We start from the raw sequence: 20,762 nt of genomic DNA, 5'->3' as shown, positions 1-20,762 counted from the left end.
CTTAATTAGTTACTACCAGGGAATTCACCATTTACGGTTACTCCCATACTTCGGGCGGTACCGGCGATCATCCTCATTGCAGATTCTACAGTAAAACAATTCAAGTCAGCCATCTTGTCTTCAGCAATCGTTCTTACCTGTTCCCAGGTTACAGAACCAACTTTCTTACGGTTAGGTTCTGCCGAACCGCCTTTAAGTTTAGCTGCTTCCATAATTTGAACGGCTGCCGGAGGTGTTTTAATAACAAAGTCAAATGATTTGTCTTTGTACACCGAGATTACCACAGGTAACACTTTACCAGCCTTATCCTGTGTTCTGGCATTGAATTGCTTACAGAATTCCATGATGTTCACTCCTTTAGCACCTAAAGCTGGTCCTACGGGAGGTGAAGGATTTGCTGCACCACCTTTGATCTGAAGTTTGATAAAGGTTTCTACTTCTTTAGCCATTGTAGCAATTCGTATTTATTAGTAAATATAGTTTTCAGGTATTAAAAAGAACTGTCACTTGTAAATGCAAACCGAAGTTTACATGGAAGCCATTCTTACTAAGCTATTACTCTTTTTCAACCTGCATAAAACTCAACTCCAATGGTGTTTTTCGTCCGAAAATTTTCACCATCACTTTTAATTTCTTCTTCTCTTCGTTGACTTCCTCAATCAAGCCATTGAATCCATTAAACGGACCATCAATAACTTTAACTGTTTCCCCAACAAAATAAGGTACGTTGATTTCCTCATCTGTCTCATTCAACTCATCTACCTTACCTAAAATCCGGTTCACTTCGGAAGGACGCAGAGGTACGGGTGTTTCATCATTATCATTGAGGAACCCGATAACATTTGGTATATTTCTCAAGATGTGTGGTATCTCACCAACCATGGCTGCTTCAACCAAAACATATCCGGGTAAATAAGGGCGTTCTTTGCTTACTTTTTTCCCATTACGAATCTGGTAAACCTTTTCGGTTGGTATCAGCACCTGACTAACGTAATCGGTCAGTTTTAAACCGGCGATTTCGCTCTCAACATACTCTTTTACCTTCTTCTCTTTTCCTCCAATTGCGCGGAGAACATACCATTTCTTACTGACTTCTGCCATTACTTGAGAGTCCTTATTTATTAGTAAAGGTGATTATATACCCATTCAAGAATTGTATCAAACGAATAATCCATTGCAAAGATAACTCCTGCAATAATAACAGAAGCTACCATCACCACAATAGCGCTGTTAGTCAATTCTGGCCAACTCGGCCATGATGTCTTATGAACTAATTCATTTTGCACATCCTTGAAGTATGTTGTTATCTTACTCATAGTACTTTTCATTAGTTTGCCGGTCCTAAATTTCTTCAATCTAAAACCGGCGCTTTCAGCACGGGAGGAGCGACTCGAACGCCCGACACCTGGTTTTGGAGACCAGTGCTCTACCAACTGAGCTACACCCGTAAAATAACCGGAAGCGTACTTCCGGTTATCAATATTCTAATAGTGATTAGTCAAGAATTTCAGTAACCTGACCAGCACCTACTGTACGTCCACCTTCGCGGATTGCGAAACGAAGACCTTGGTTCAATGCTACAGGGTAGATCAAATCTACAGTAATTGTAACGTTATCACCAGGCATTACCATTTCAGTTCCTTCTGGAAGAGTAATCTCACCAGTTACGTCAAGTGTACGCAAGTAGAACTGAGGACGGTATTTGTTGTGGAAAGGAGTGTGACGACCACCTTCTTCTTTCTTCAATACATAAATCTCACCTTTAAACTTAGAGTGAGGAGTGATTGAACCTGGCTTAGCCAATACCATACCACGCTTAATCTCTTTCTTGTCAATACCACGTAATAACAGACCTACGTTATCACCAGCTTCACCGCGATCCAAAATCTTACGGAACATTTCAACACCAGTACAAACAGTCTTCTTACCTTCAGCACCAAGACCGATGATCTGCATTTCTTCACCTGAGTTGATAACACCAGTTTCGATACGACCTGTTGCTACAGTACCACGACCTGTAATTGAGAATACATCCTCAACAGGCATCAAGAATGGCTTTTCAACATCACGTGGAGGAAGTGGAATCCACTCATCTACAGCGTTCATCAATTCCATTACTTTTGCAACCCACTCTGGCTCACCATTCAATGCACCAAGAGCAGAACCCATAATTACTGGAGAATCATCACCTTCGAACTCATAGAAGCTTAATAGATCACGAACTTCCATTTCAACAAGCTCAAGAAGCTCTTCGTCATCTACCATATCAACTTTGTTCAAGAAAACAACGATTTTAGGAACGTTTACCTGACGACAAAGTAGGATGTGCTCACGAGTTTGAGGCATAGGACCATCAGTAGCAGCACACACCAAAATAGCACCGTCCATCTGAGCAGCACCAGTTACCATGTTCTTCACGTAGTCGGCGTGACCTGGACAGTCAACGTGCGCGTAGTGACGGTTTTCTGTTTGGTACTCAACGTGAGCAGTATTAATTGTAATACCCCTTTCTTTTTCTTCAGGAGCGTTATCAATCTGATCGAAGTCTCTAGCTTCACTAAGACCTGCATCTGCCAATACTTTAGTGATTGCAGCAGTCAGAGTAGTTTTACCGTGGTCAACGTGACCAATGGTTCCGATATTAACGTGAGGCTTCGTTCTTACAAATGTTTCTTTAGCCATAACTCGAAATATTAGACAATTAGATATAAATTAAATCTTAATTTAAAATTACTTTTAAGGAATCATCATCATAGCTCCAAAAGAGAGCGGGAGACGGGGCTCAAACCCGCGACCCTCAGCTTGGAAGGCTGATGCTCTATCAACTGAGCTACTCCCGCATTTTCTTTGCAGGACGTTAAAGGTAAGTAAATTAAACCTTAATGTCAGCAAAAAAAAGACTTTGTTCCTAAAAAAGTGGGGAGAGCAGGATTCGAACCTACGAAGACATAAGTCAGCGGAGTTACAGTCCGCCCCAGTTGGCCACTTTGGTATCTCCCCCAATTTTTTTCAATATTTTAAAGACCTTTACAGCTAGTAATCACTAACTATTTTTCAGTTTAATAGGCCGATAACCAAGGTCAATCAGCCTATTTATAGCGCTTTAGGGTATAAATACGACCCTAAAATCGGTGTGCAAATGTATAATTATTTTTCAAGAACACAAAAAAATGATTCTTTTTTTTACCTATTTAGCTCTCACCTTTTCCTTCCATTTAATCAGCTGCTTACGCAGGGCATCAACGGACAAATCCACCCCTTCTTCAAAAGTCTTACATTGCTTTTTTGCAAACAGCTCACCTCCCGGAATATTAAGACTGATTTCGGTCACTTTATTTTCCGTCGAATCGGACTTATCCAATCTGAGTATCACCTCAGCTGAAACAATTCCATCAAAGAATTGCACCATCTTCCCTACTTTGTGCTGAACAAACTCCTCTAACTGTGCTGACGCAGTAAAGCGTACGGATTGAATTGTAATATTCATAAATAATCCTCCATCTTTTCGGCTCTGGGATGAGCCTGTTTATAAATAGAATTTAATTGCGCATAAGTATTGTGCGTATAAACCTCTGTTGCAGCTAAATTAGCATGCCCCATCAACTCTTTAATTGCGTTCAATTCGGCCCCTCTATTAAGTAAGGCCGTAGCAAAAGAGTGTCGTATCACATGAGGACTCTTTTTTGTTACAGTAGACACCAGCCCCAGATACTTGTTTACCACCCTATAAACCAACTTATGGTATACCGGCAAGCCTTTGCCTGTAAGGAATACATAAGTATTTGTCCGCTCAGGAAATTCACTATTGCGCCTGTTTAAATAACGAACAAGAGATACTTTTAGTTCTTTAATTACAGGAATAATGCGCTCTTTATTGCGCTTCCCTCTGACCTTCAGTATGCCATTTGCCAAATCGATTTGTTCATCCGTCAAACCAGCCAGTTCAGCAAGGCGCATTCCTGTGTGATAGAACATCTCAATAATCAGTCGATCGCGTACTCCGGCATAATCATCGCCAAACGGCACTTCATCGAGCAACAAATCCATTTCCTGCTCCTTTACAAAGACTGGTAGCCGCTTGGGCAACTTGGGGGTGATAACTTGTTCCGCAGCATTGGATTCAACAACCTTTTGTTGCATCAAGTATCGAAACAATACCTTTAAGGTGGAAATTTTTCGGGTAACGGAGCGTGCTGTCACACCATCGTTAACCATTGTAACCATCCAGGAACGGATGATTTTTGAAGTAACCTGTTCCCAAAGTTCGATTCCTTCACCACTTAAGAACTCACAAAATTGCTGTACATCGCTTTTGTAAGCAGTGATTGTGTGCGGAGAATTTCGCCGCTCAAACTCCAGGTATTTATAGAAAGATTCTAAGTTTTGCATTAACAGAGGGTGTCACTTTATGCTTTTAACGAATATACAAAAAAAGCAGTAAACCGACGCCCTCCGCAAGCAATTTATTCAGACTCGCGCTGCAATTGCTCGATGTATATCGCTTTTTTTACTTGTTCTCTTCTAATTACAGAAGGTTTAGTAAATGCCTGACGAGATCTTAGCTCACGCATAGCACCTGTCTTCTCAAATTTTCTTTTGAATTTCTTTAGGGCTCTTTCAATATTTTCGCCCTCTTTAATAGGAATTACTATCATAACGCTTACTTTTTATTTGGACCGCAAAATTAATCATTAAACTACAAAAATTCAATAGCTTGAATTTATTTTAACACACACCTCAAATTTTTGCAGCTGCAAAGAAAATGAAGTTTACTGATTACAACAAATTTTCACCGCTGTTTTTGATTAATTATTTGCACTAATTTTTTCTGTTACTATAAAATACTTCTGCAACTTCACCATATCGGCCTTTATGAATGCGGCTGAATCTTTAAACTGTTCAATTGATTCAAGCTGTCCCCGCTTTCGGCATTCGTAAATATCTTTTGCCATGTAAAAGTCAAGGTAAGGATGATTCTTCATCTGTCTTATGCTGGCCTTACTAATATCAACAGGTTCAATAAGGCCTTCATCCACAGTCAACATCATCCGGTTATCATCCACAACCTCCCCTTTTAAGCCATACACCTCTTTAAGCTGATCAACGGAATAATAGCCCCCTATTTTTTCTCTGTATGCTACAATTCGTCGCGATAACACTGGACCAATGCCATTAATTAGTGTCAGGATAGCCGTGTCGGCCGAATTAATTTCGATCTGATATGGTTTATCCGGCACATACGACTGCGCCGCCATCATCTTAGAGTTTTGCTTCTTATTCGATCGACTATGCGAATAGCCTTGTTCAGCATCCTGAAAAGAGCGACCCACATTATCATCGATAAGCACATATGCCTCCAATTTATCAAACAAAACCGAATCCACACCATAAATTGTTTTCAGTTTCGCTGCCGATTTAATTTCACCACCAGCTTCCCGATATTTGAGCAGGTTAATGATAGCATGATTATTAAATCCTAATAATTGCAGGCGCTGAATGCTTTCAATGTTGGGATTGAAAAAGAAAACGGTGTCTAGCTTACTTTTTCGTTCCGTAACGGACTCTTTAATGCCAACCTCAGCAAGCCAGTTCTGAAGTTCATCACTAACCACTTCTTCTTTACTAAAGTCACGGACAAAAAACAATCCAATAACGCCCAAAAGAATAATGGTCAGCATCAAAAACCCAACCTGCTCTCTTCTCGTCAGCATTAACAAGTCACGCCACATAGCAATTTGCTTTATAACAAGCCCAAGCCTCTAAGAAATACAAAGCCTATGGCCAAAGGTGCAAATACTTTTAGAATGATATTCAGAAATCCTACAAGTATTACTTTTCCGCCATGCGCTTCAAGTTCTTCTCTCATCTTCTGTTTACCAAGAACCCACCCAACAAAAATTGCAATCAGGATTCCTCCCAGCGGCAGCAGAATATTGGATGAAGTCCAATCAAAGAATTCAAATACTCCATCGGAGATCACACAAAAAACAGCCAGAACAGCAATACTTCCTCCTGCCAGCCAGGTAGCAGACTTGCGCTTCATCTTGAGCTCCTCTGTAAAATAGGCCACTACCACTTCGAGCAATGAAACAGAAGAGGTAAGAGCTGCAATTACCAACAGTAAAAAGAAGGCAATAGAAAACACATAGCCACCTCTCATTTGATTAAATACATTTGGCAGGGTTTCGAACACCAGACCCGGACCAGAGCTGGGATCAATACCAAAGGCAAAAACCGCCGGAAAAATAGCAACCCCTGCCAGCACTGCAATCAAGGTATCCGCAAATGATACCGACAAGGCGGTGAACATCAGGTTTTCTTTTTTCTGAATATAAGATCCGTACGTAGCAATTACTCCCATACCAATACTCAGGGAGAAGAAAGCCTGCCCAAGAGCCTCCAGGATAACCCCTCCGGTTACTTTTGAAAAGTCGGGCTTAAAAAGAAAGGCCACACCAGCTTCAGCCCCATCAAGACTCAGGGCATTAATGCACAAAATAATGATTATAACCAACAATAGGGGCATCAGCACCTTTGTGTATTTTTCAATTCCATTTTTGACTCCTCCTATAACAATACCAGCAGTTAACACCATAAAAACTGCCATCCAAATCAGAGGCCCTGTGGTCGATGATGAAAAGTCGTTAAAAAAAGTGGATAACTCAGCAGCATCCATCCCTTTCAGTTGATTACCTACAGCCAGGTAGGCATACTCAAGAGTCCATCCTGCAACTACTGCATAAAATGCCAATATCATAAAGGCTGCACCTACCCCCATGATACCAACTGATATGAAAATTGGCTTATCGGGCGCCAGTGTTCTGAAAGCACCAAACACATTTTTTTGAGCCTTGCGTCCGATTAACAGCTCCGACAGCATTACCGGCAAACCAATTATCAAAATAAACAGCAGATACACTAACAAAAAAGCACCCCCTCCATTTTCCCCAGCTACATAGGGGAAACGCCAAATATTACCTAAGCCCACAGCCGACCCTGCAGCTGCTGCTATCACTCCAAACTTATTTGTAAAACCGTCTCTTGATGTAGAACTCATAGTTTTAGTAAATTAATAAAAGACCAATTTAAAAAAAAAGAGGCACAATGCATATACATGTGCCCCCTTTGATTGCATATAATCAATATATTACAAACGATCGATACAGTTAAGATCCTCAAAAGCCACTTTCAAGCGCTCTACTAGGGTCTCCTGACCTTTGCGTAACCATACGCGTGGATCGTAATATTTCTTATTTGGCTTATCGTCCCCTTCTGGGTTACCGATTTGTGCCTGCAAATAGTCGCGATTAGCCGCTTCAAACTTGCGGATACCATCCCATGTTGCCCACTGAGTATCGGTATCGATATTCATTTTAATAACGCCATAACCGATAGCTTCGCGAATTTCTTCTAAAGAAGAACCAGAACCTCCGTGGAATACAAAGTTTACTGGCTTATCAGCTGTGTTATGCTTTTCCTGAATGTATTTCTGAGAAGCATCCAAAATAGATGGCTTCAACACTACGTTACCTGGCTTATAAACACCGTGTACGTTACCAAATGAAGCTGCAATAGTGAAGTTTGGTGACACTTCCAACAACTGCTCATAAGCGTAACAAACTTCCTCAGGCTGAGTGTAAAGCAATGAGTTATCAACATCTGAATTATCAACTCCGTCTTCTTCACCACCTGTAATACCTAATTCAATCTCCAAAGTCATACCCATTTTACTCATGCGAGTCAGGTATTCTTTACAGATAGCAATATTTTCTTCCAATGGCTCTTCAGACAAGTCAAGCATGTGTGAACTGAAAAGTGGCTTACCTGTTTCAGCAAAATGCTTTTCGCTCGCATCTAACAAGCCGTCAATCCAAGGCAATAATTTCTTAGCAGCATGGTCTGTATGCAATACCACAGGCACACCATAAGCTTCAGCCAAAGTATGAACGTGTTTAGCAGCAGAAATAGCACCTAAGATTTGTGCTTGTTGACCTTCTAATTTTAAGCCTTTTCCGGCATAAAAAGCAGCTCCACCATTTGAAAGCTGAATCATTACAGGAGAGTTCACTGCTTTTGCAGCTTCCAGAATACCGTTAATAGAATCTGTACCAACAACATTTACAGCAGGCATTGCAAAACCTTCTTCTTTTGCTACTGCTAAAAGTTTACCTAAGTCATCACCAGTAACAACACCAGGTTTTACAACATCTAATACTCGCTTCATAGCTTTTAATTTATAGTTCGAAATAATAGTTTTCTAAAAATCTGTACGAAATTAGTGAAAATCATCGAGAAAAAATTACATTTCTTCAGCGCTCAAGCTTCAATCACTTACACTTACGGTGTTAATTGGATTACAATCTATAAGTCAATTATATGATATATATCACTTATTATTTTGTTTGTCAATGCTTTTCGTAAATATTACCCTTTTACGAATGGGCAAAAAGAAACGTGAATGACAATATTTATTGAAAAGTTACGGAATTTTATTTTTGAGTTCTTAAAAGAAGTTTAACTATTGTTGACATCTCTTTTAGAAGGGATATCCGATTGCAAAATTAAACGCCATATCGTCCCAGGTTATGGCTCTTTTACCCAGCACCCATCGCTGACCTTCAGGCAGTATGGGGTCGCGGGCCTTGATTCCCATATCCAGGCGAAATACAAAGTAATTGAAATCGAGTCGGGCGCCGGCTCCCACGCCAACAGCTATCTGTTTGCAGAAATTATCGAATTTAAACAGCCCCTTGGTATCGATCTCTTCATCGCCTGTAGTGCGGATGGTCCAGATATTACCTGCATCAACAAAAAAAGCACCTTCAAGCAACCAAAACAGTTTAAACCGGTATTCAGCATTGAGTTCAAGCTTTATGTCGGCCGTTTGGTTGTAATAATTGAGCTGTGTTTCCTCGTATGAGCCAGGGCCTAAACCTCTTACCGGCCATGCTCGAATACTGTTAGCACCTCCTGAAAAATACCGTTTTTCGAACGGCAGTACAGTAAGGTTCCCATACGGATAGCCGGCTCCAATAAACATGCGATAAGCGAAGGAATTCACCTTGTTGACATAAATGTGATAGCGCCAGTCAACATCGGCCTTTATGTATTGTGCATATCTGATACCCAGCACTTCGTTATACCCTTCTTCTGTACTTTTTGAAATAAGGGAAGACAGGCCGTCAATTATATTACCGGCCGACTGGATGTTGCCCTGAAAAAAGTGATAATTTCTATTGCCCGCTATGGATTGCTCGTTATAAGTGAACGAATAAGTACTGCTGCTAATAAGGTGATCTTCGTAGCTATATTTCAAAAAACTATCTTCAATTCCTTTCTTAAAATCAGGATTCAGATAGGGCACGTTAATAACACTAAAATCGATTGGTGCCAGAAAATGACTAACCAAGGGCGATGATTTCCAGGAGTAACCAACACGCCCGTTGGCAATCGTCCGCGTATAATCAGGACGCTTCTGGTAGTTGTAGGCCAGCGAAAAATTGGTGCGGGGATTAAACCGCCTCCTGAAGTTTTCAACCTTAAAAGGAATCAAAAACTTAGGAATGGTCAGCACAGCATCACCTCCCACTTCCATGGTGCGAAAAGAGCTCTTATCTTTTGCCACCTGGTTTTCTCCGGCAAGCCTGAAACGCATATCAAAAACTTCACCTCCGCGTAAAAAGTTCTTATGCTTGTACTTAAAACTACCGGCTGCACCCAGGTTACCAGATGAGTTGGTTCCTTCAACATCAACTGTATAGCTCTGCAATTTCGATGACGACAACTGAATCATACATTGCAACAGCCCATTTCCTTGCTCATCCGTCTGCCCCTCCAGTTCTCTGAACCGTATGTTCACAAATCGAAACAACTGCAGCTCCGATAACAGCAACTGTGTTTTATTGACCAGCTCCTGACTGTAGAAATCTCCCGGGAAAATATAATTGGAATTCACCAGAACATCAGCCCGAAACTTGAGGTTTTCGCCATACAAAATTTTACAGCCTTCGTATTCTAGACTATCGAACTGCTTAAGATAATCAGCACCTCCCTGAAGGCCCTTTTGCGGATCGTAACCAACCAAAAAATACACATCTTTTATTCGGTATTTTCGGTGATTTACGATGGAATCGCCTGCTCCCTGCTTCTGAATCCTATCTTTTACTATAATTAAGGAATCGTTGACCTGGTGGTTGCCAATTGTGCTGTCTGCCAGGAAATACATGTGCTCCTTCCGAAAGCCAAAGTAACCTTCATTCCGCATATTTTCAGTGATGCGTGTGCGTTCCTTATCATGCAAATCAGCATCGAAAGGCGCCCCTTTTTTTAAGACTGTTCTGCTGGTATCGGCATAGACATACTTCCTGATGGAGTCATCTTCTATTCGGTAGGATAGATTATTGATACTATAGCGCTTACCGGCTTTGATGGTATATTTAACTTTGGCCTTTTTGTTTTTATGAAAGTAGGCCGTATCAGTAACCTGCGCGTTGTAGTAACCTTTATTTTTTAGAAATAGCGTTATTTGCTCTTTCGACTTCTCCCTCAATAACTCATCGTACAATACCGGCTCCTCCCCAATACGCCTCAACCACTTGTTAAATCCCTTGCTATTATCGCGCCCCGATAGGTTATAAATCCCTAGATGAAAGCGCCAGAAACCAAGTATTTTTACATTGTCTTTCTGCCGTATGTAATATTTAATTTCTTCCTTGGATATATCTCTGGCCTGGTTATCAACCTCTACTTTATTCAGCAAATATTCACCATCCGGAACGTACTTGGTTGAACGACAACCAACCAGCCCGAACAAAATCATCACTCCAACGACTACTAAGCTATTATACCCCTTCATTTTATCAAACACTGCTCCCTGGTGATAGGTTTGGCTATTATTTGCGTTAATTTGCCATAAAGATATTTAATTCGGTCGATTAGATATAACTTTGTGCCACATAAACACTATTCTAATTCAAAACAACTTTGTAATATGCTAAGTAAAAATAAGCAAAAGTTCATTTTGTCGTTAAACAGAAAAAAAATAAGAGACCAAAATGGAGTGTTTGTAGCGGAAGGCCATAAGCTGGTCACGGATTTACTTAGTTCGAACTGCCCCGTTGAATCGCTTATTGCCACGGATTCCTGGCTTCAATCTCACGCTTCCATCGTTCGTGACTTACCAGAAATTATTAGCGCCACTCCCGAGACACTAAAAAAGATATCAACACTCAAAAGCCCGCCACAAGTCATTGGTATTTTCAAGCAACAGGCATCTGTATTTTCGTTCGATGCACTTAAAGATGAGCTTTGTTTACTACTGGATGAAGTTCAGGATCCGGGCAACCTGGGTACAATTATCAGGCTGGCTGACTGGTTTGGCATTACCAATGTTTTTTGCTCAGAAAACTGTGCTGATGTGTACAACTCCAAAACCATCCAATCAACTATGGGAGCCATCAGTCGCGTTGCTATCCATTATGTTGATGCATCGGCTTTTTTGAAAGAATATACAAGTCTGAACATACCTGTCTACGGTACCTTTTTAGATGGAAACAACATCTATCAGCAAGCTTTAAAAAACCAGGGTTTGATCGTGATGGGCAACGAAGGCAAAGGCATCAGTCAGGAAGTGGAGCACTACGTTACTCATCGCCTGTTTATTCCCTCTTTCCCATCCGATATCCCTACCTCTGAATCTTTGAACGTATCAGTAGCAACAGCTATCACTTGTGCTGAATTCAGACGACAAGCCAAATAGTGCCTATGCTTCCAGGGTGCTTCCGGTTAAAAACTCCCACACCTTTTCGGCGCACTTTTCACCATCAATGGCAGAAGACGCAATACCTCCGGCATAACCAGCTCCTTCGCCGCACGGGTATAGCCCTTCGACCTGAACATGCTGAAATGTGACTCTATCTCGCGGTATGCGAACAGGTGAAGATGTCCGGCTCTCAACTCCAACCACCAGTGCCTCATTGGTAACAAACCCTTTGGCTCTCCGATCGAAATACTCAAAACCTTTACGCAGACGCTGCCCTACATTTTCGGGTAACCAAAAATGCAATGGGGAAGCCACCAAACCAGGTATATATGAACAATCGGGTAACTCAAACGACAGCTTTCCATCTACAAAGTCGGCCAAAGCCTGAGCTGGCGCCACCACCCCTCGACCTCCGTTAACAAAAGCCAGACGCTCCAATTCCTTTTGATACTCCAGACCACCCAATACGCCTTTATTCTGAAACTCACCAATGTCATCGGGTTGTACCTCAACCACCATGCCTGAATTGGCCCAGGGCGAATTACGACGCGAAGGTGACATTCCGTTTACCACCATCTCATCAGCACTGGTCATGGCCGGTACTATAAAACCTCCGGGACACATACAGAAGGAGTACACGCCTCTTTCTTCAATCTGACAAGATAAACTATAGCTGGCCGCCGGCAAATAATCTCCTCGCCCCTTTGGTGAATGGTACTGAATTTGGTCGATTAGCTCTTGCGGATGCTCCACCCGCACGCCCATGGCCCAGGTTTTGGCTTCTAATACCACCCCTTCAGCATCCAGCATATAATAAATATCCCGTGCCGAATGCCCTGTTGCCAAAATCACCGCTTCACCCAAAATCTTATCACCTCCTTGCGTTTCAACACCTTTAATCTTTCGGTCACTCATAATTAGGCTGGTCACCTTTGTATTAAAGTATACTTCACCACCTGCATTTATAATTGATTGACGCATGGCCTTGATCACTTCTGGCAGCTTATCGGTTCCAATATGCGGATGGGCATCAATTAAAATATCTTCGCTGGCACCATGAAAATTAAACACCTCCAACACTTTTTTGAAATCCCCTCGTTTGGTACTGCGCGTGTAGAGTTTACCATCAGAGAAAGTACCTGCTCCACCCTCTCCAAACGCATAATTCGATTCGGTATTGACCGATTCATTTCGGTTAAGAAGGGCCAAATCCTTTTTCCGCTCATTGACACCTTTACCACGCTCCAAAACTACGGGGCGCAGACCCAATTCGATCAGTCTCAGGGCGGCGAAGTATCCTCCCGGACCCGCTCCCACCACCACCACAGTAGGCTTATGACTCACATCTTGATAGGAAAATTCAACGGGCTTTTCTTTCGGTGGCATGACATTGGCATAGGCATCAATGTGTAACTGCACCAGCACAATGCGCTGCCGTGCATCAATGGAGCGCTTTACAACTCTAATGGAGGTCACTTTACTCTCAGCCACCTTCATTTTCTTAGCCACCAATGACTTAATTAACTTACTATCAGCAGCCTCCTTGGGAGATAGTCGTAATACAATTTCGCGTTTCATTCTATGCAGTTATTTAAATTTTACTCCGAGAGGAATAAAACAAATCAAAACGCAAAAGTAATTGAATTTATTCAAAATAGAAGGTCAGGCAAAATATTCGGGAATTGAGCTCGTTTAATGCCTGCGTATAGGCCATATCACCCGGTTCCCCGGTACCATCTGGATTTAAGATATTTGCCAGTCCAATAGATGCTTTTGCTTCCACAGACAAACGAAAGTAGGTCAAGTAAAAGTCGAAGCCCGCACCAAACTCAAAATAACCATCCAGAGAAGTGAGCAGTAACCTGTCCTGCTTATTTTTTGCCAGATCGTATCGTGCATTGAACCCACCAATAAGGTAAGGCTTTGCATTATGCATTCTGAAAGCATTGTATTTTAGCAAGAGAGGAAACTCAAGAAACGTCGACTTAATTTTTATGGGCTCCTCCCGCTCAAGAAAATTACCATCTTTATCGTAATGGATATAGCTTAAGTTACGCTGACCAAAACTGATACCTGGCAAAAACCGCAGATTCAGATTATTCGCCAGTTTATAACTTGAAACAATCCCAATATTAAGCCCCGGAGTGAGGGTTAATACATCTCCATACATCACATCTCCCTGTTCGTTGATGGCTTTACCGGTATTGTATACCCTAAAATCCATCGTGTTAATGCCTATCAGAAAACCAAAATGCAACGGGCGCTCATCAAAAGAACGCAGGTTGGCAATTCGGCTATTCTTACCCTGGCCGGATAACAAAGCCACCTGCAGCACGAACAGTATAAAGAGAACGGTTTTTTTCAAGAGATATTTATTGAATTTACTTTATAAACTGATAAATATGCATTTTATTGCGCCCTCTTTTCAGATAAATAAATGGTTGCAATGCCCAATGTTTGCTTATAGCGCTTGATGGGCGTCATGCCGGCTTTAACCAGTTCCGCATCAAACTTTTGGCCATCGGGAAAACTCAACACCGACTCAGGCAGATAGGTATAAGCCGCTTTATCTTTTGAAATAATTCCTCCCAACCATGGCAGTATATAGCGAAAATAAAAGAGGTACAATTGCTTAAATGGAAAATAAGCTGGTTTCGAAAATTCTAATACAACCATCTTCCCCCCCGGTTTTAAGGTGCGTGCCATATCCGTCAGCCCCTTATTCAGGTTCTCGAAGTTACGCACCCCGAACGCCACCATCACTGCATCAAACGAATTATCTTCAAAAGGCAGATTTTCCGAATCACCTTCTTCAACGCTTATCACCTCCTCAAGCCGGCGCTTGGCAATTTTTTCGCGGGCCACTTTGAGCATCTCGGTTGAAATATCGACCCCCACAACCTTGCACCCCAAACGGCGGTGCGCCTCCAGAGCCAGGTCGCCGGTTCCAGTGGCCACATCCAGAATTAACGGTTGCTTTATCTCCTTCAGTAAGTTAATGGCTCTCTTTCGCCAAATCTTATCAATACCCAATGATAAAAAGTGGTTTAGAAAATCATATTTGGGAGCAATATTATTGAACATGCCCGCTACCTGTGTCTTCTTTGACCCTTCGGGTGTATATGGCTTTACAGTCATTTGTGTAATTGATTTTCGTCAAAAGTATAAAAAAGGGAGGATTTATGTGCATTAACAAAAAGGATGCTGCTTATAAAACAACATCCTCTTTATATCTTTTTTTATATTACTTAAAACTGTGTCTGCAACACTTCAAGCATGTGATTAAACTCCTCTGTACTGTACCCTTTGGAAGCATAAACAACTTTACCTTCTTTATTAAGAATGTAATTACGGGGAATTGATTGTGTGGCAAAGAGACTAAACACTTCCCTGTCCTCATCAGGACAAAAAGGCAAATCGAACCCCTTTTTTGCGGCAAACTCCTGAAGCTCCTTCCGTGAGTGTTCCCGGCCAACCACTAACAAAACAAAGTCCTCGCGATTTTTATAGTTTTCCCAAACCTGCTGCTGCAAAACCGGTAACTCTTTGAGGCATGGCGGACACCAGGTGGCAAAAAAATTAATCAAAACAACTTTCCCCTTTAAATCTTCATTCGTCAATTCACCCGTGGGTGACTGTATGGTAAATGCCGGGGCCTGCTCTCCAACTTTGACCTTATCAGCTTCATCGGCACCCACCCATGCAACCAGCATACTTGCCGTTAAAATCAGGCAAACACCTGAAAGTAATCTTAATTTCAACTTCATATTGTTCTACGCTATATTAATACATCCACCACCTGCCAGAACCCACTAGTACTCTCTTTCACTGCATATTCGACAGGCTTCTTCTAAATCACTCTCCTTCAACCCAGGTTTCCAGCTTTTGTTCAAAGGCCTCCTTCAGCTCACTAATGTAACCAAATGATTCATCATCAATCCTTACTTCACCTTTGGTTACGTGCCCAAGAATAGAAAATGGCACATCGGTTTCCATCATAAAATCAACAAAATCATCCTGTTTGGCGGGTGCAACAGAAACAACCACCCGACTTTGAGACTCACCAAATAAAAAGGCCTCTTTGCGCACCTCTGCATCTGATGTTATATCAAACCCAAACTCCAGTGGAATGCCTGATTCCAGCAGGGTGAAAAACAGTCCCCCATTCGATACGTCATGTACCGATCGCACCAGTCCTTTCTGTATCATCAAGGCAACTACCTGCTGCAGTTCTATTTCCTCTTCCGCATTGTAGTAAGGGGCTGCCGATTTTTTAATATTCAAAATACTACTGGCATATTCGGAGGAATTCACATCGTTTCGCGATTGCCCCGCCAAAAAGATCATATCGCCTTTATGCTTGAATGAAAGGGTACTATGATGCTTTTTATCGGCCACCACTCCAATCATTCCAATAACGGGAGTTGGTGTTATCGGCTTTAGCTGTCCATCTTCGGAGCGCTGATTATAGAAGCTAACGTTCCCGCTCACAACCGGCACGTCAAAATCTTTACATGCTTTGGTAATCCCTTTAACCGAATCGACAAACGTTCCGTATACTTTCGGGTCGTGCGGATTCCCAAAATTCAAACAGTCGGACAAAGCGAGCGGCTGCCCCCCGGCACAAACAATATTTCGTGCTGCTTCGGCCACTGCAATTTGCGCCCCTATGAAGGCGTCTGACTTCATGTACCTCGAATTACAATCCATGGTTGCTGTCAAGGCTTTATCCGAACCTTGTATATCAATAAAAGCTGCATCAGAAGGGTATTCATCCCCATCATCAGCATCTCCATTTTGCTTATGAAACTTACTGGTTAACCAACTCTTAGAAGTAACATTAAGATTAGAAAGCATTTTCTTAACCACATCCGGATAGTGATCGGGCTCATCGTAGATATCAAGATTAATGCCTGGGGCTTTTTCTTTATTCTCGACATACTCGCGCTCATACTCGGGCGCTTCGTCTCCTAACATGGCTATTCCCACCGGCAGTTCAGCCACCACACTACCACTATATGAGCAAACCACTTTATTAGAGTCGGTAACTGTTCCAATCACCGCCATTGCCACCTCAAGCGACTCGATAAGCTCCTTCAGTTTTGGCAGCTCTTCGGGCTTGATACAGACAAGCACTCTTCCCCATGTTTGGGATAATAAAATATCTTTTACTTCCAGTCCTTTTTGGCGTTGCGGCACTTTTTCCACATCAATGTGAACACCCGATTTACCACGGGCCGCCATTTCCACGGCTGCACCAGCCACACCTTGCGTACCGATAGGTTGCACACCAATCAATTTCACATGTTTGTTCAGGTACTGTATCGCTTCAAACAACTCTTTTTCTACCGAGGCATCCATCATCTGGTCGATAGATACAGGTGGTGTATCAATCTCGGCCAGGATATCTGTTTCAAACACGCCTCTTTCAACGCCATCCTTACCCGTTCGGGCTCCCACAATCAGAAGGATGTTTCCATCCCCTTGGGCTTTGGCGGAGATAATGCTATCACGAGGCACAATACCAATGGCCATGTTATTAACAACTGGCGTTGTGTTGTACCCTCTGGAGAAAAATGTTTCGCCACCCACGATGGGCACCTTAAAACCTCTTTCAAATTCACAGATACCTTCGGCCACCTCTTCAAACAACCACCTGGCCGTATCGCGCTTTCCGTCGCCAAACCTTAAGGAGCTTAGAAAAGCTGCTGGCTTAGCCCCCATCGACACAATATCGCGCATCACGACCCGCAAACCTGTAAAAGCTCCCAAACGCGGCTGTATAGCACACGGGCTATTGTGTGATTCCACTTTAAAAACACAGGCATTTCCATCTCCTAAATCGACGGCTCCCGCACTCTCATCGCCAGCTTCAACTAACACCTGCCCTCCTTTTACTGGTAGGGTTCGTAACCATTTAATTGAATTTTTATAACTGGCATGCTCAGACCAAAACCTGGAGAATAATTCCAGTTCCAAGGCATTGGGATGGCGATCCAACAGGCTCTTAATCTTCTCAAATTCCTCTGAAGTTAACTCTAACTTCTCCGCTTCTTCTAATGATGGTAAATTCGCGCTCATGGTTCAGCATTTTTGAATTGTTCTTTTAAGCAGAAACAATTTAATATACATTTGTAAAGGGTTTTCGGTTAATGTGTTTTTCATGTTGAAAGTATAAAAAATAACACAAATACCAAACGGAAGAGCGCAATTAAAAAAAGCCATCAAACAACATTTATCAAAAATTTTTATATCCCTTTCTTACTGAAGGAGACTAACTAAAGTAAGTTCTATGAAAAAAATAGCAATGATAACCGGTGCAACATCCGGTATTGGCAAGGCCACCGCAAAAAAACTGGCACAACAAGGCTATAACCTTATTCTTACCGGTAGAAGAGCATCCCGACTAGAAGAACTTAAAACCGAACTACAAAACCTTCCCATCCAAACGGTCACGCTGTGTTTCGATATACAAGTAACATCAGAAATAGAAGCGGCACTTAAGAAGCTACCTGCCGAGTGGTTAAACATTGATGTATTGGTTAATAATGCAGGGCTTGCTGCCGGGGCCGACCCCATCTACAATGGCTTATGGAGCGACTGGGAACAAATGATTGACACCAATGTGAAAGGGCTGCTTTACCTTTCTAAACTTATTATTCCCGGAATGATGGAGCGCCAACAAGGGCACATCATCAATGTGTCGTCCATTGCCGGCAAAGAAACCTATGCCAATGGCAATGTATATTGCGCCACCAAGCACGCTGTAGAGGCCATCACCAAAGGCATGCGCATAGACCTATTGCCTTACAATATCAAAGTTTCTTCAGTATCACCGGGCATGGTTGAAACTGAATTCTCCATTGTACGCTACCATGGCGACAAAGACAAAGCCGATAATGTGTACAAAGGCATCACGCCTTTATATGCGGAGGACATTGCTGATGCCATTGAATTTATGGTTACCCGTCCGGCGCATGTTAATATTAACGACATGCTGATTATGCCAAGTGCGCAAGCCAGTGCTGTTTACAACCACAGAGAGGAGTAAATGCGATACACAGCTAAACAGCTTAAAAGTTTTATTAAAGCCACTTTCTTAGCTTCGGGTGCCAGTGCAGAACATGCAGCACTGGCCTCTGAGGCACTAGTGGCTGCGGACTTAAGAGGAGTTGATTCGCACGGAGTGGCCAGGCTATCCGGCTATATTCGCTTATGGCAACAACAGCGCCTAAATATGCAACCCGACATCCAAATTACCCACGAAACACCAAGTACAGCTGTTGTAGATGGCGATTTGGGAGCCGGATTAGTGGTTGCACAAAAAGCCATGAACATTGCGATTAATAAAGCACGAAACGCCGGAACCGGCTGGGTAGCTGTCAAAAACAGCAACCATTTTGGCATTGCCGGCTACCACGCGATGCAAGCCCTTCAGCACGACATGATTGGCATTTGCATGACCAACGCCAGCCCTCTGGTGGCGCCAACATTTTCAAAAGATCGCCTGTTAGGCACCAACCCCATAGCGGTAGCCATACCAGCCAGTCAGCAACCTCCATTTGTGATGGATATGGCAACTACACCAGCTGCCAATGGCAAACTAGAAGTCTGCGAACGCCAGAATACCCCCATACCTGCAGGATGGGCACAAACCAAGGAGGGCCAAGCCACTACCAGCAATCAGGCATTGAAAAACGGAGGTGCAATGCTTCCCTTAGGTTCCGATCGCCAACGTGGCTCCCACAAAGGTTATTGCTTAGGTGCCTGGGTAGATATTTTCTCAGCTGTTTTATCCGGAGCTAACTACGGCCCCTGGGTACCGCCTTTTGTTGCGTTTCTCCCGCCTCTGCCCCAGCAGGTTGGCGAGGGCATTGGACATTTTGTTGGTGCGATGCGCATTGACGCCTTTAGGCCGGCTGAAGACTTTAAAGCACACATGGATAATTGGATCAAGACGTTTCGAAATGCACATAGCGTCAACGGAGAAAAAGTGCAGATACCCGGCGACCAGGAACGAACAATTGAAGCCGAACGCCTGCAGTTAGGCATCCCCATTCACCCACAAGTACTGCAAGATCTAAAAGCTCTGAGTAAGGAATTAGGAATTAAAGCTTTGTAAAAAAAAAGAAGTGCACCGCATGATGCACTTCTCCAATTATCCTTTTTATCAGCCAATTACAAGAATCCCTGACTTTTAAGCACCTCTAACAGCATCTTACTAAAATGCTCATTATCCGCTTTTTTGTAGCGAACATCAGTGAAAACCTGTGCTAATGTCTCTTTGTTATTTTCGGCAACAAAGGCCTTATTCACTTCCAGGCTCTCTTTGTCAGCGTACAAACGATTGATATCATCCGGACTGTAATCACTGTAAGTTTCGTAATGCACCACTGCTTCCAGCGGCAAACGCTCCACTTGATTGGGCTGCTCATCCGGATAGCCGAGAGTTACTGTGGTAATAGGCACCACTCCTTTAGGCAGTTCCAAAACTTCAATTATTTGGTTGGCCAGATAGGTGGTCGTTCCCAAATAACAAATGCCCAACCCTTTAGCTTCGGCTGCCACACACACATTCTGTGCCACTAACAGGGCATCAATAGCTGCCGTTACAAATGAAATAAAATTATCATACCCGGGCTCGGCATTCCTTTGCTGGCACCATAAATTAAAGCGATTAAAATCTGCACAAAAAGTAAGCGTAACGGGCGCCTGCTTCACCATGGGCTGGTTAAAATGACAGGGCGATAATTTCTCCTTCATAGCCTCGTCGCGAGTTACCACCACACTATACACCTGCATATTACCGGTAGTAGAAGCTCGAACACCTGCCTCCAGCACCTCGTTCAACAGCTCTTGCTCAATCTTCTGATTGGTATATTTACGAATAGTTCTGCGATTTTTAAGAATATCAATCATTACAATTGTCTTTTGAGTTTGTGCTTCAAATGTAAAAAATATATACACATGATACCATGACGTCTGCCAATACAAAAAAAGA

Annotated in this window: 20 protein-coding genes and 3 tRNA genes; 3 read left to right on the top strand and 20 right to left on the bottom strand. The window is 42.6% G+C overall.

Annotated elements, in window-relative coordinates:
- Positions 1–5: 5 nt before the first annotated feature.
- From rplK to tamL, 14 genes are all read right to left on the bottom strand, one after another.
- Positions 6–449, bottom strand: coding sequence for a 50S ribosomal protein L11 (gene rplK, locus ACSX1H_RS04225; RefSeq protein WP_439182427.1), 444 nt, complete (start codon positions 447–449; stop codon positions 6–8).
- 106 nt (positions 450–555) lie between these two features.
- Positions 556–1,101 carry a transcription termination/antitermination protein NusG gene (gene nusG, locus ACSX1H_RS04220; protein WP_439182425.1) on the bottom strand — a complete coding sequence of 182 codons (546 nt, stop codon included), beginning with the start codon at positions 1,099–1,101 and terminating at the stop codon, positions 556–558.
- A gap of 20 nt (positions 1,102–1,121) precedes the next feature.
- Positions 1,122–1,316 carry a preprotein translocase subunit SecE gene (secE, locus tag ACSX1H_RS04215; RefSeq protein ID WP_439182424.1) on the bottom strand — a complete coding sequence of 65 codons (195 nt, stop codon included), beginning with the start codon at positions 1,314–1,316 and terminating at the stop codon, positions 1,122–1,124.
- A 59-nt stretch (positions 1,317–1,375) separates the two neighbouring features.
- Positions 1,376–1,448 (bottom strand) — tRNA-Trp (locus ACSX1H_RS04210).
- Positions 1,449–1,494: 46 nt separating this feature from the next.
- On the bottom strand, positions 1,495–2,682 hold the full coding sequence (gene tuf, locus ACSX1H_RS04205) for an elongation factor Tu (RefSeq protein WP_439182423.1): 1,188 nt from the start codon (positions 2,680–2,682) through the stop codon (positions 1,495–1,497).
- An 85-nt stretch (positions 2,683–2,767) separates the two neighbouring features.
- Positions 2,768–2,840: transfer RNA gene (locus ACSX1H_RS04200), tRNA-Gly, on the bottom strand.
- A gap of 77 nt (positions 2,841–2,917) precedes the next feature.
- Positions 2,918–3,000, bottom strand: a tRNA-Tyr gene (locus tag ACSX1H_RS04195).
- Positions 3,001–3,187: 187 nt separating this feature from the next.
- Positions 3,188–3,487: a ribosome hibernation-promoting factor, HPF/YfiA family gene (gene hpf, locus ACSX1H_RS04190; protein WP_439182421.1), complete on the bottom strand. Its 300-nt coding sequence runs from the start codon at positions 3,485–3,487 to the stop codon at positions 3,188–3,190.
- Positions 3,484–4,389, bottom strand: coding sequence for a tyrosine-type recombinase/integrase (locus ACSX1H_RS04185; RefSeq protein ID WP_439182420.1), 906 nt, complete (start codon positions 4,387–4,389; stop codon positions 3,484–3,486). The genes hpf and ACSX1H_RS04185 overlap by 4 nt, the downstream gene beginning before the upstream one ends.
- Positions 4,390–4,463: 74 nt before the next feature.
- Positions 4,464–4,655, bottom strand: a complete 192-nt coding sequence (gene rpsU / locus ACSX1H_RS04180) for a 30S ribosomal protein S21 (protein WP_212188067.1) — start codon at positions 4,653–4,655, stop codon at positions 4,464–4,466.
- Positions 4,656–4,805: 150 nt separating this feature from the next.
- Complete coding sequence (locus tag ACSX1H_RS04175; RefSeq protein WP_439182419.1) at positions 4,806–5,729, bottom strand: helix-hairpin-helix domain-containing protein; 924 nt, start codon at positions 5,727–5,729, stop codon at positions 4,806–4,808.
- 11 nt (positions 5,730–5,740) lie between these two features.
- On the bottom strand, positions 5,741–7,057 hold the full coding sequence (locus tag ACSX1H_RS04170) for a sodium-dependent transporter (protein WP_439182418.1): 1,317 nt from the start codon (positions 7,055–7,057) through the stop codon (positions 5,741–5,743).
- A gap of 90 nt (positions 7,058–7,147) precedes the next feature.
- Entirely contained in the window at positions 7,148–8,224 is a 1,077-nt protein-coding gene (gene fbaA, locus ACSX1H_RS04165; protein WP_439182417.1) for a class II fructose-bisphosphate aldolase, read from the bottom strand.
- A 312-nt stretch (positions 8,225–8,536) separates the two neighbouring features.
- Entirely contained in the window at positions 8,537–10,855 is a 2,319-nt protein-coding gene (gene tamL, locus ACSX1H_RS04160; RefSeq protein WP_439182415.1) for a translocation and assembly module lipoprotein TamL, read from the bottom strand.
- A gap of 135 nt (positions 10,856–10,990) precedes the next feature.
- On the opposite strand from tamL, the gene ACSX1H_RS04155 reads away from it, so the two are divergent.
- Entirely contained in the window at positions 10,991–11,758 is a 768-nt protein-coding gene (locus tag ACSX1H_RS04155; RefSeq protein WP_439182414.1) for a TrmH family RNA methyltransferase, read from the top strand.
- 3 nt (positions 11,759–11,761) lie between these two features.
- Here the strand turns inward: ACSX1H_RS04155 and ACSX1H_RS04150 are convergent, their stop codons facing one another.
- From ACSX1H_RS04150 to purL, 5 genes are all read right to left on the bottom strand, one after another.
- On the bottom strand, positions 11,762–13,339 hold the full coding sequence (locus tag ACSX1H_RS04150) for an NAD(P)/FAD-dependent oxidoreductase (RefSeq protein ID WP_439182412.1): 1,578 nt from the start codon (positions 13,337–13,339) through the stop codon (positions 11,762–11,764).
- A gap of 67 nt (positions 13,340–13,406) precedes the next feature.
- Positions 13,407–14,126, bottom strand: a complete 720-nt coding sequence (gene porT / locus ACSX1H_RS04145) for a type IX secretion/gliding motility protein PorT/SprT (protein WP_439182411.1) — start codon at positions 14,124–14,126, stop codon at positions 13,407–13,409.
- A gap of 44 nt (positions 14,127–14,170) precedes the next feature.
- Positions 14,171–14,899 (bottom strand): bifunctional demethylmenaquinone methyltransferase/2-methoxy-6-polyprenyl-1,4-benzoquinol methylase UbiE, encoded by a 729-nt coding sequence (gene ubiE / locus ACSX1H_RS04140; RefSeq protein WP_439182410.1) that lies wholly within the window; start codon positions 14,897–14,899, stop codon positions 14,171–14,173.
- A 110-nt stretch (positions 14,900–15,009) separates the two neighbouring features.
- Complete coding sequence (locus tag ACSX1H_RS04135; RefSeq protein ID WP_439182409.1) at positions 15,010–15,528, bottom strand: TlpA family protein disulfide reductase; 519 nt, start codon at positions 15,526–15,528, stop codon at positions 15,010–15,012.
- An 88-nt stretch (positions 15,529–15,616) separates the two neighbouring features.
- A complete protein-coding gene (purL, locus tag ACSX1H_RS04130) occupies positions 15,617–17,842 on the bottom strand; it encodes a phosphoribosylformylglycinamidine synthase subunit PurL (RefSeq protein WP_439182408.1) in 2,226 nt (741 codons plus the stop codon).
- 211 nt (positions 17,843–18,053) lie between these two features.
- On the opposite strand from purL, the gene ACSX1H_RS04125 reads away from it, so the two are divergent.
- Positions 18,054–18,812, top strand: a complete 759-nt coding sequence (locus ACSX1H_RS04125; protein ID WP_439182407.1) for an SDR family oxidoreductase — start codon at positions 18,054–18,056, stop codon at positions 18,810–18,812.
- Positions 18,813–19,883, top strand: a complete 1,071-nt coding sequence (locus ACSX1H_RS04120; protein ID WP_439182406.1) for an Ldh family oxidoreductase — start codon at positions 18,813–18,815, stop codon at positions 19,881–19,883. It begins immediately after the preceding gene.
- Between the two features lie 56 nt (positions 19,884–19,939).
- On the opposite strand, the gene ACSX1H_RS04115 is transcribed toward ACSX1H_RS04120, so the two are convergent.
- Positions 19,940–20,680, bottom strand: coding sequence for an NADPH-dependent oxidoreductase (locus tag ACSX1H_RS04115; RefSeq protein WP_439182405.1), 741 nt, complete (start codon positions 20,678–20,680; stop codon positions 19,940–19,942).
- Positions 20,681–20,762: the final 82 nt, after the last annotated feature.

Source organism: Carboxylicivirga taeanensis (assembly GCF_051851475.1).
GTDB classification, from domain to species: Bacteria; Bacteroidota; Bacteroidia; order Bacteroidales; family Marinilabiliaceae; genus Carboxylicivirga; species Carboxylicivirga taeanensis.
This window is presented reverse-complemented; position numbering and strand designations above follow the sequence as displayed.

Coding starts and splice junctions, on each gene's coding strand:
- rplK (WP_439182427.1), bottom strand. CDS start 449: ATGGCTAAAGAAGTAGAAACCTTTATCAAACTTCAGATCAAAGGTGGT.
- nusG (WP_439182425.1), bottom strand. CDS start 1,101: ATGGCAGAAGTCAGTAAGAAATGGTATGTTCTCCGCGCAATTGGAGGA.
- secE (WP_439182424.1), bottom strand. CDS start 1,316: ATGAGTAAGATAACAACATACTTCAAGGATGTGCAAAATGAATTAGTT.
- tuf (WP_439182423.1), bottom strand. CDS start 2,682: ATGGCTAAAGAAACATTTGTAAGAACGAAGCCTCACGTTAATATCGGA.
- hpf (WP_439182421.1), bottom strand. CDS start 3,487: ATGAATATTACAATTCAATCCGTACGCTTTACTGCGTCAGCACAGTTA.
- ACSX1H_RS04185 (WP_439182420.1), bottom strand. CDS start 4,389: ATGCAAAACTTAGAATCTTTCTATAAATACCTGGAGTTTGAGCGGCGA.
- rpsU (WP_212188067.1), bottom strand. CDS start 4,655: ATGATAGTAATTCCTATTAAAGAGGGCGAAAATATTGAAAGAGCCCTA.
- ACSX1H_RS04175 (WP_439182419.1), bottom strand. CDS start 5,729: ATGTGGCGTGACTTGTTAATGCTGACGAGAAGAGAGCAGGTTGGGTTT.
- ACSX1H_RS04170 (WP_439182418.1), bottom strand. CDS start 7,057: ATGAGTTCTACATCAAGAGACGGTTTTACAAATAAGTTTGGAGTGATA.
- fbaA (WP_439182417.1), bottom strand. CDS start 8,224: ATGAAGCGAGTATTAGATGTTGTAAAACCTGGTGTTGTTACTGGTGAT.
- tamL (WP_439182415.1), bottom strand. CDS start 10,855: ATGAAGGGGTATAATAGCTTAGTAGTCGTTGGAGTGATGATTTTGTTC.
- ACSX1H_RS04155 (WP_439182414.1), top strand. CDS start 10,991: ATGCTAAGTAAAAATAAGCAAAAGTTCATTTTGTCGTTAAACAGAAAA.
- ACSX1H_RS04150 (WP_439182412.1), bottom strand. CDS start 13,339: ATGAAACGCGAAATTGTATTACGACTATCTCCCAAGGAGGCTGCTGAT.
- ubiE (WP_439182410.1), bottom strand. CDS start 14,899: ATGACTGTAAAGCCATATACACCCGAAGGGTCAAAGAAGACACAGGTA.
- ACSX1H_RS04135 (WP_439182409.1), bottom strand. CDS start 15,528: ATGAAGTTGAAATTAAGATTACTTTCAGGTGTTTGCCTGATTTTAACG.
- purL (WP_439182408.1), bottom strand. CDS start 17,842: ATGAGCGCGAATTTACCATCATTAGAAGAAGCGGAGAAGTTAGAGTTA.
- ACSX1H_RS04125 (WP_439182407.1), top strand. CDS start 18,054: ATGAAAAAAATAGCAATGATAACCGGTGCAACATCCGGTATTGGCAAG.
- ACSX1H_RS04120 (WP_439182406.1), top strand. CDS start 18,813: ATGCGATACACAGCTAAACAGCTTAAAAGTTTTATTAAAGCCACTTTC.
- ACSX1H_RS04115 (WP_439182405.1), bottom strand. CDS start 20,680: ATGATTGATATTCTTAAAAATCGCAGAACTATTCGTAAATATACCAAT.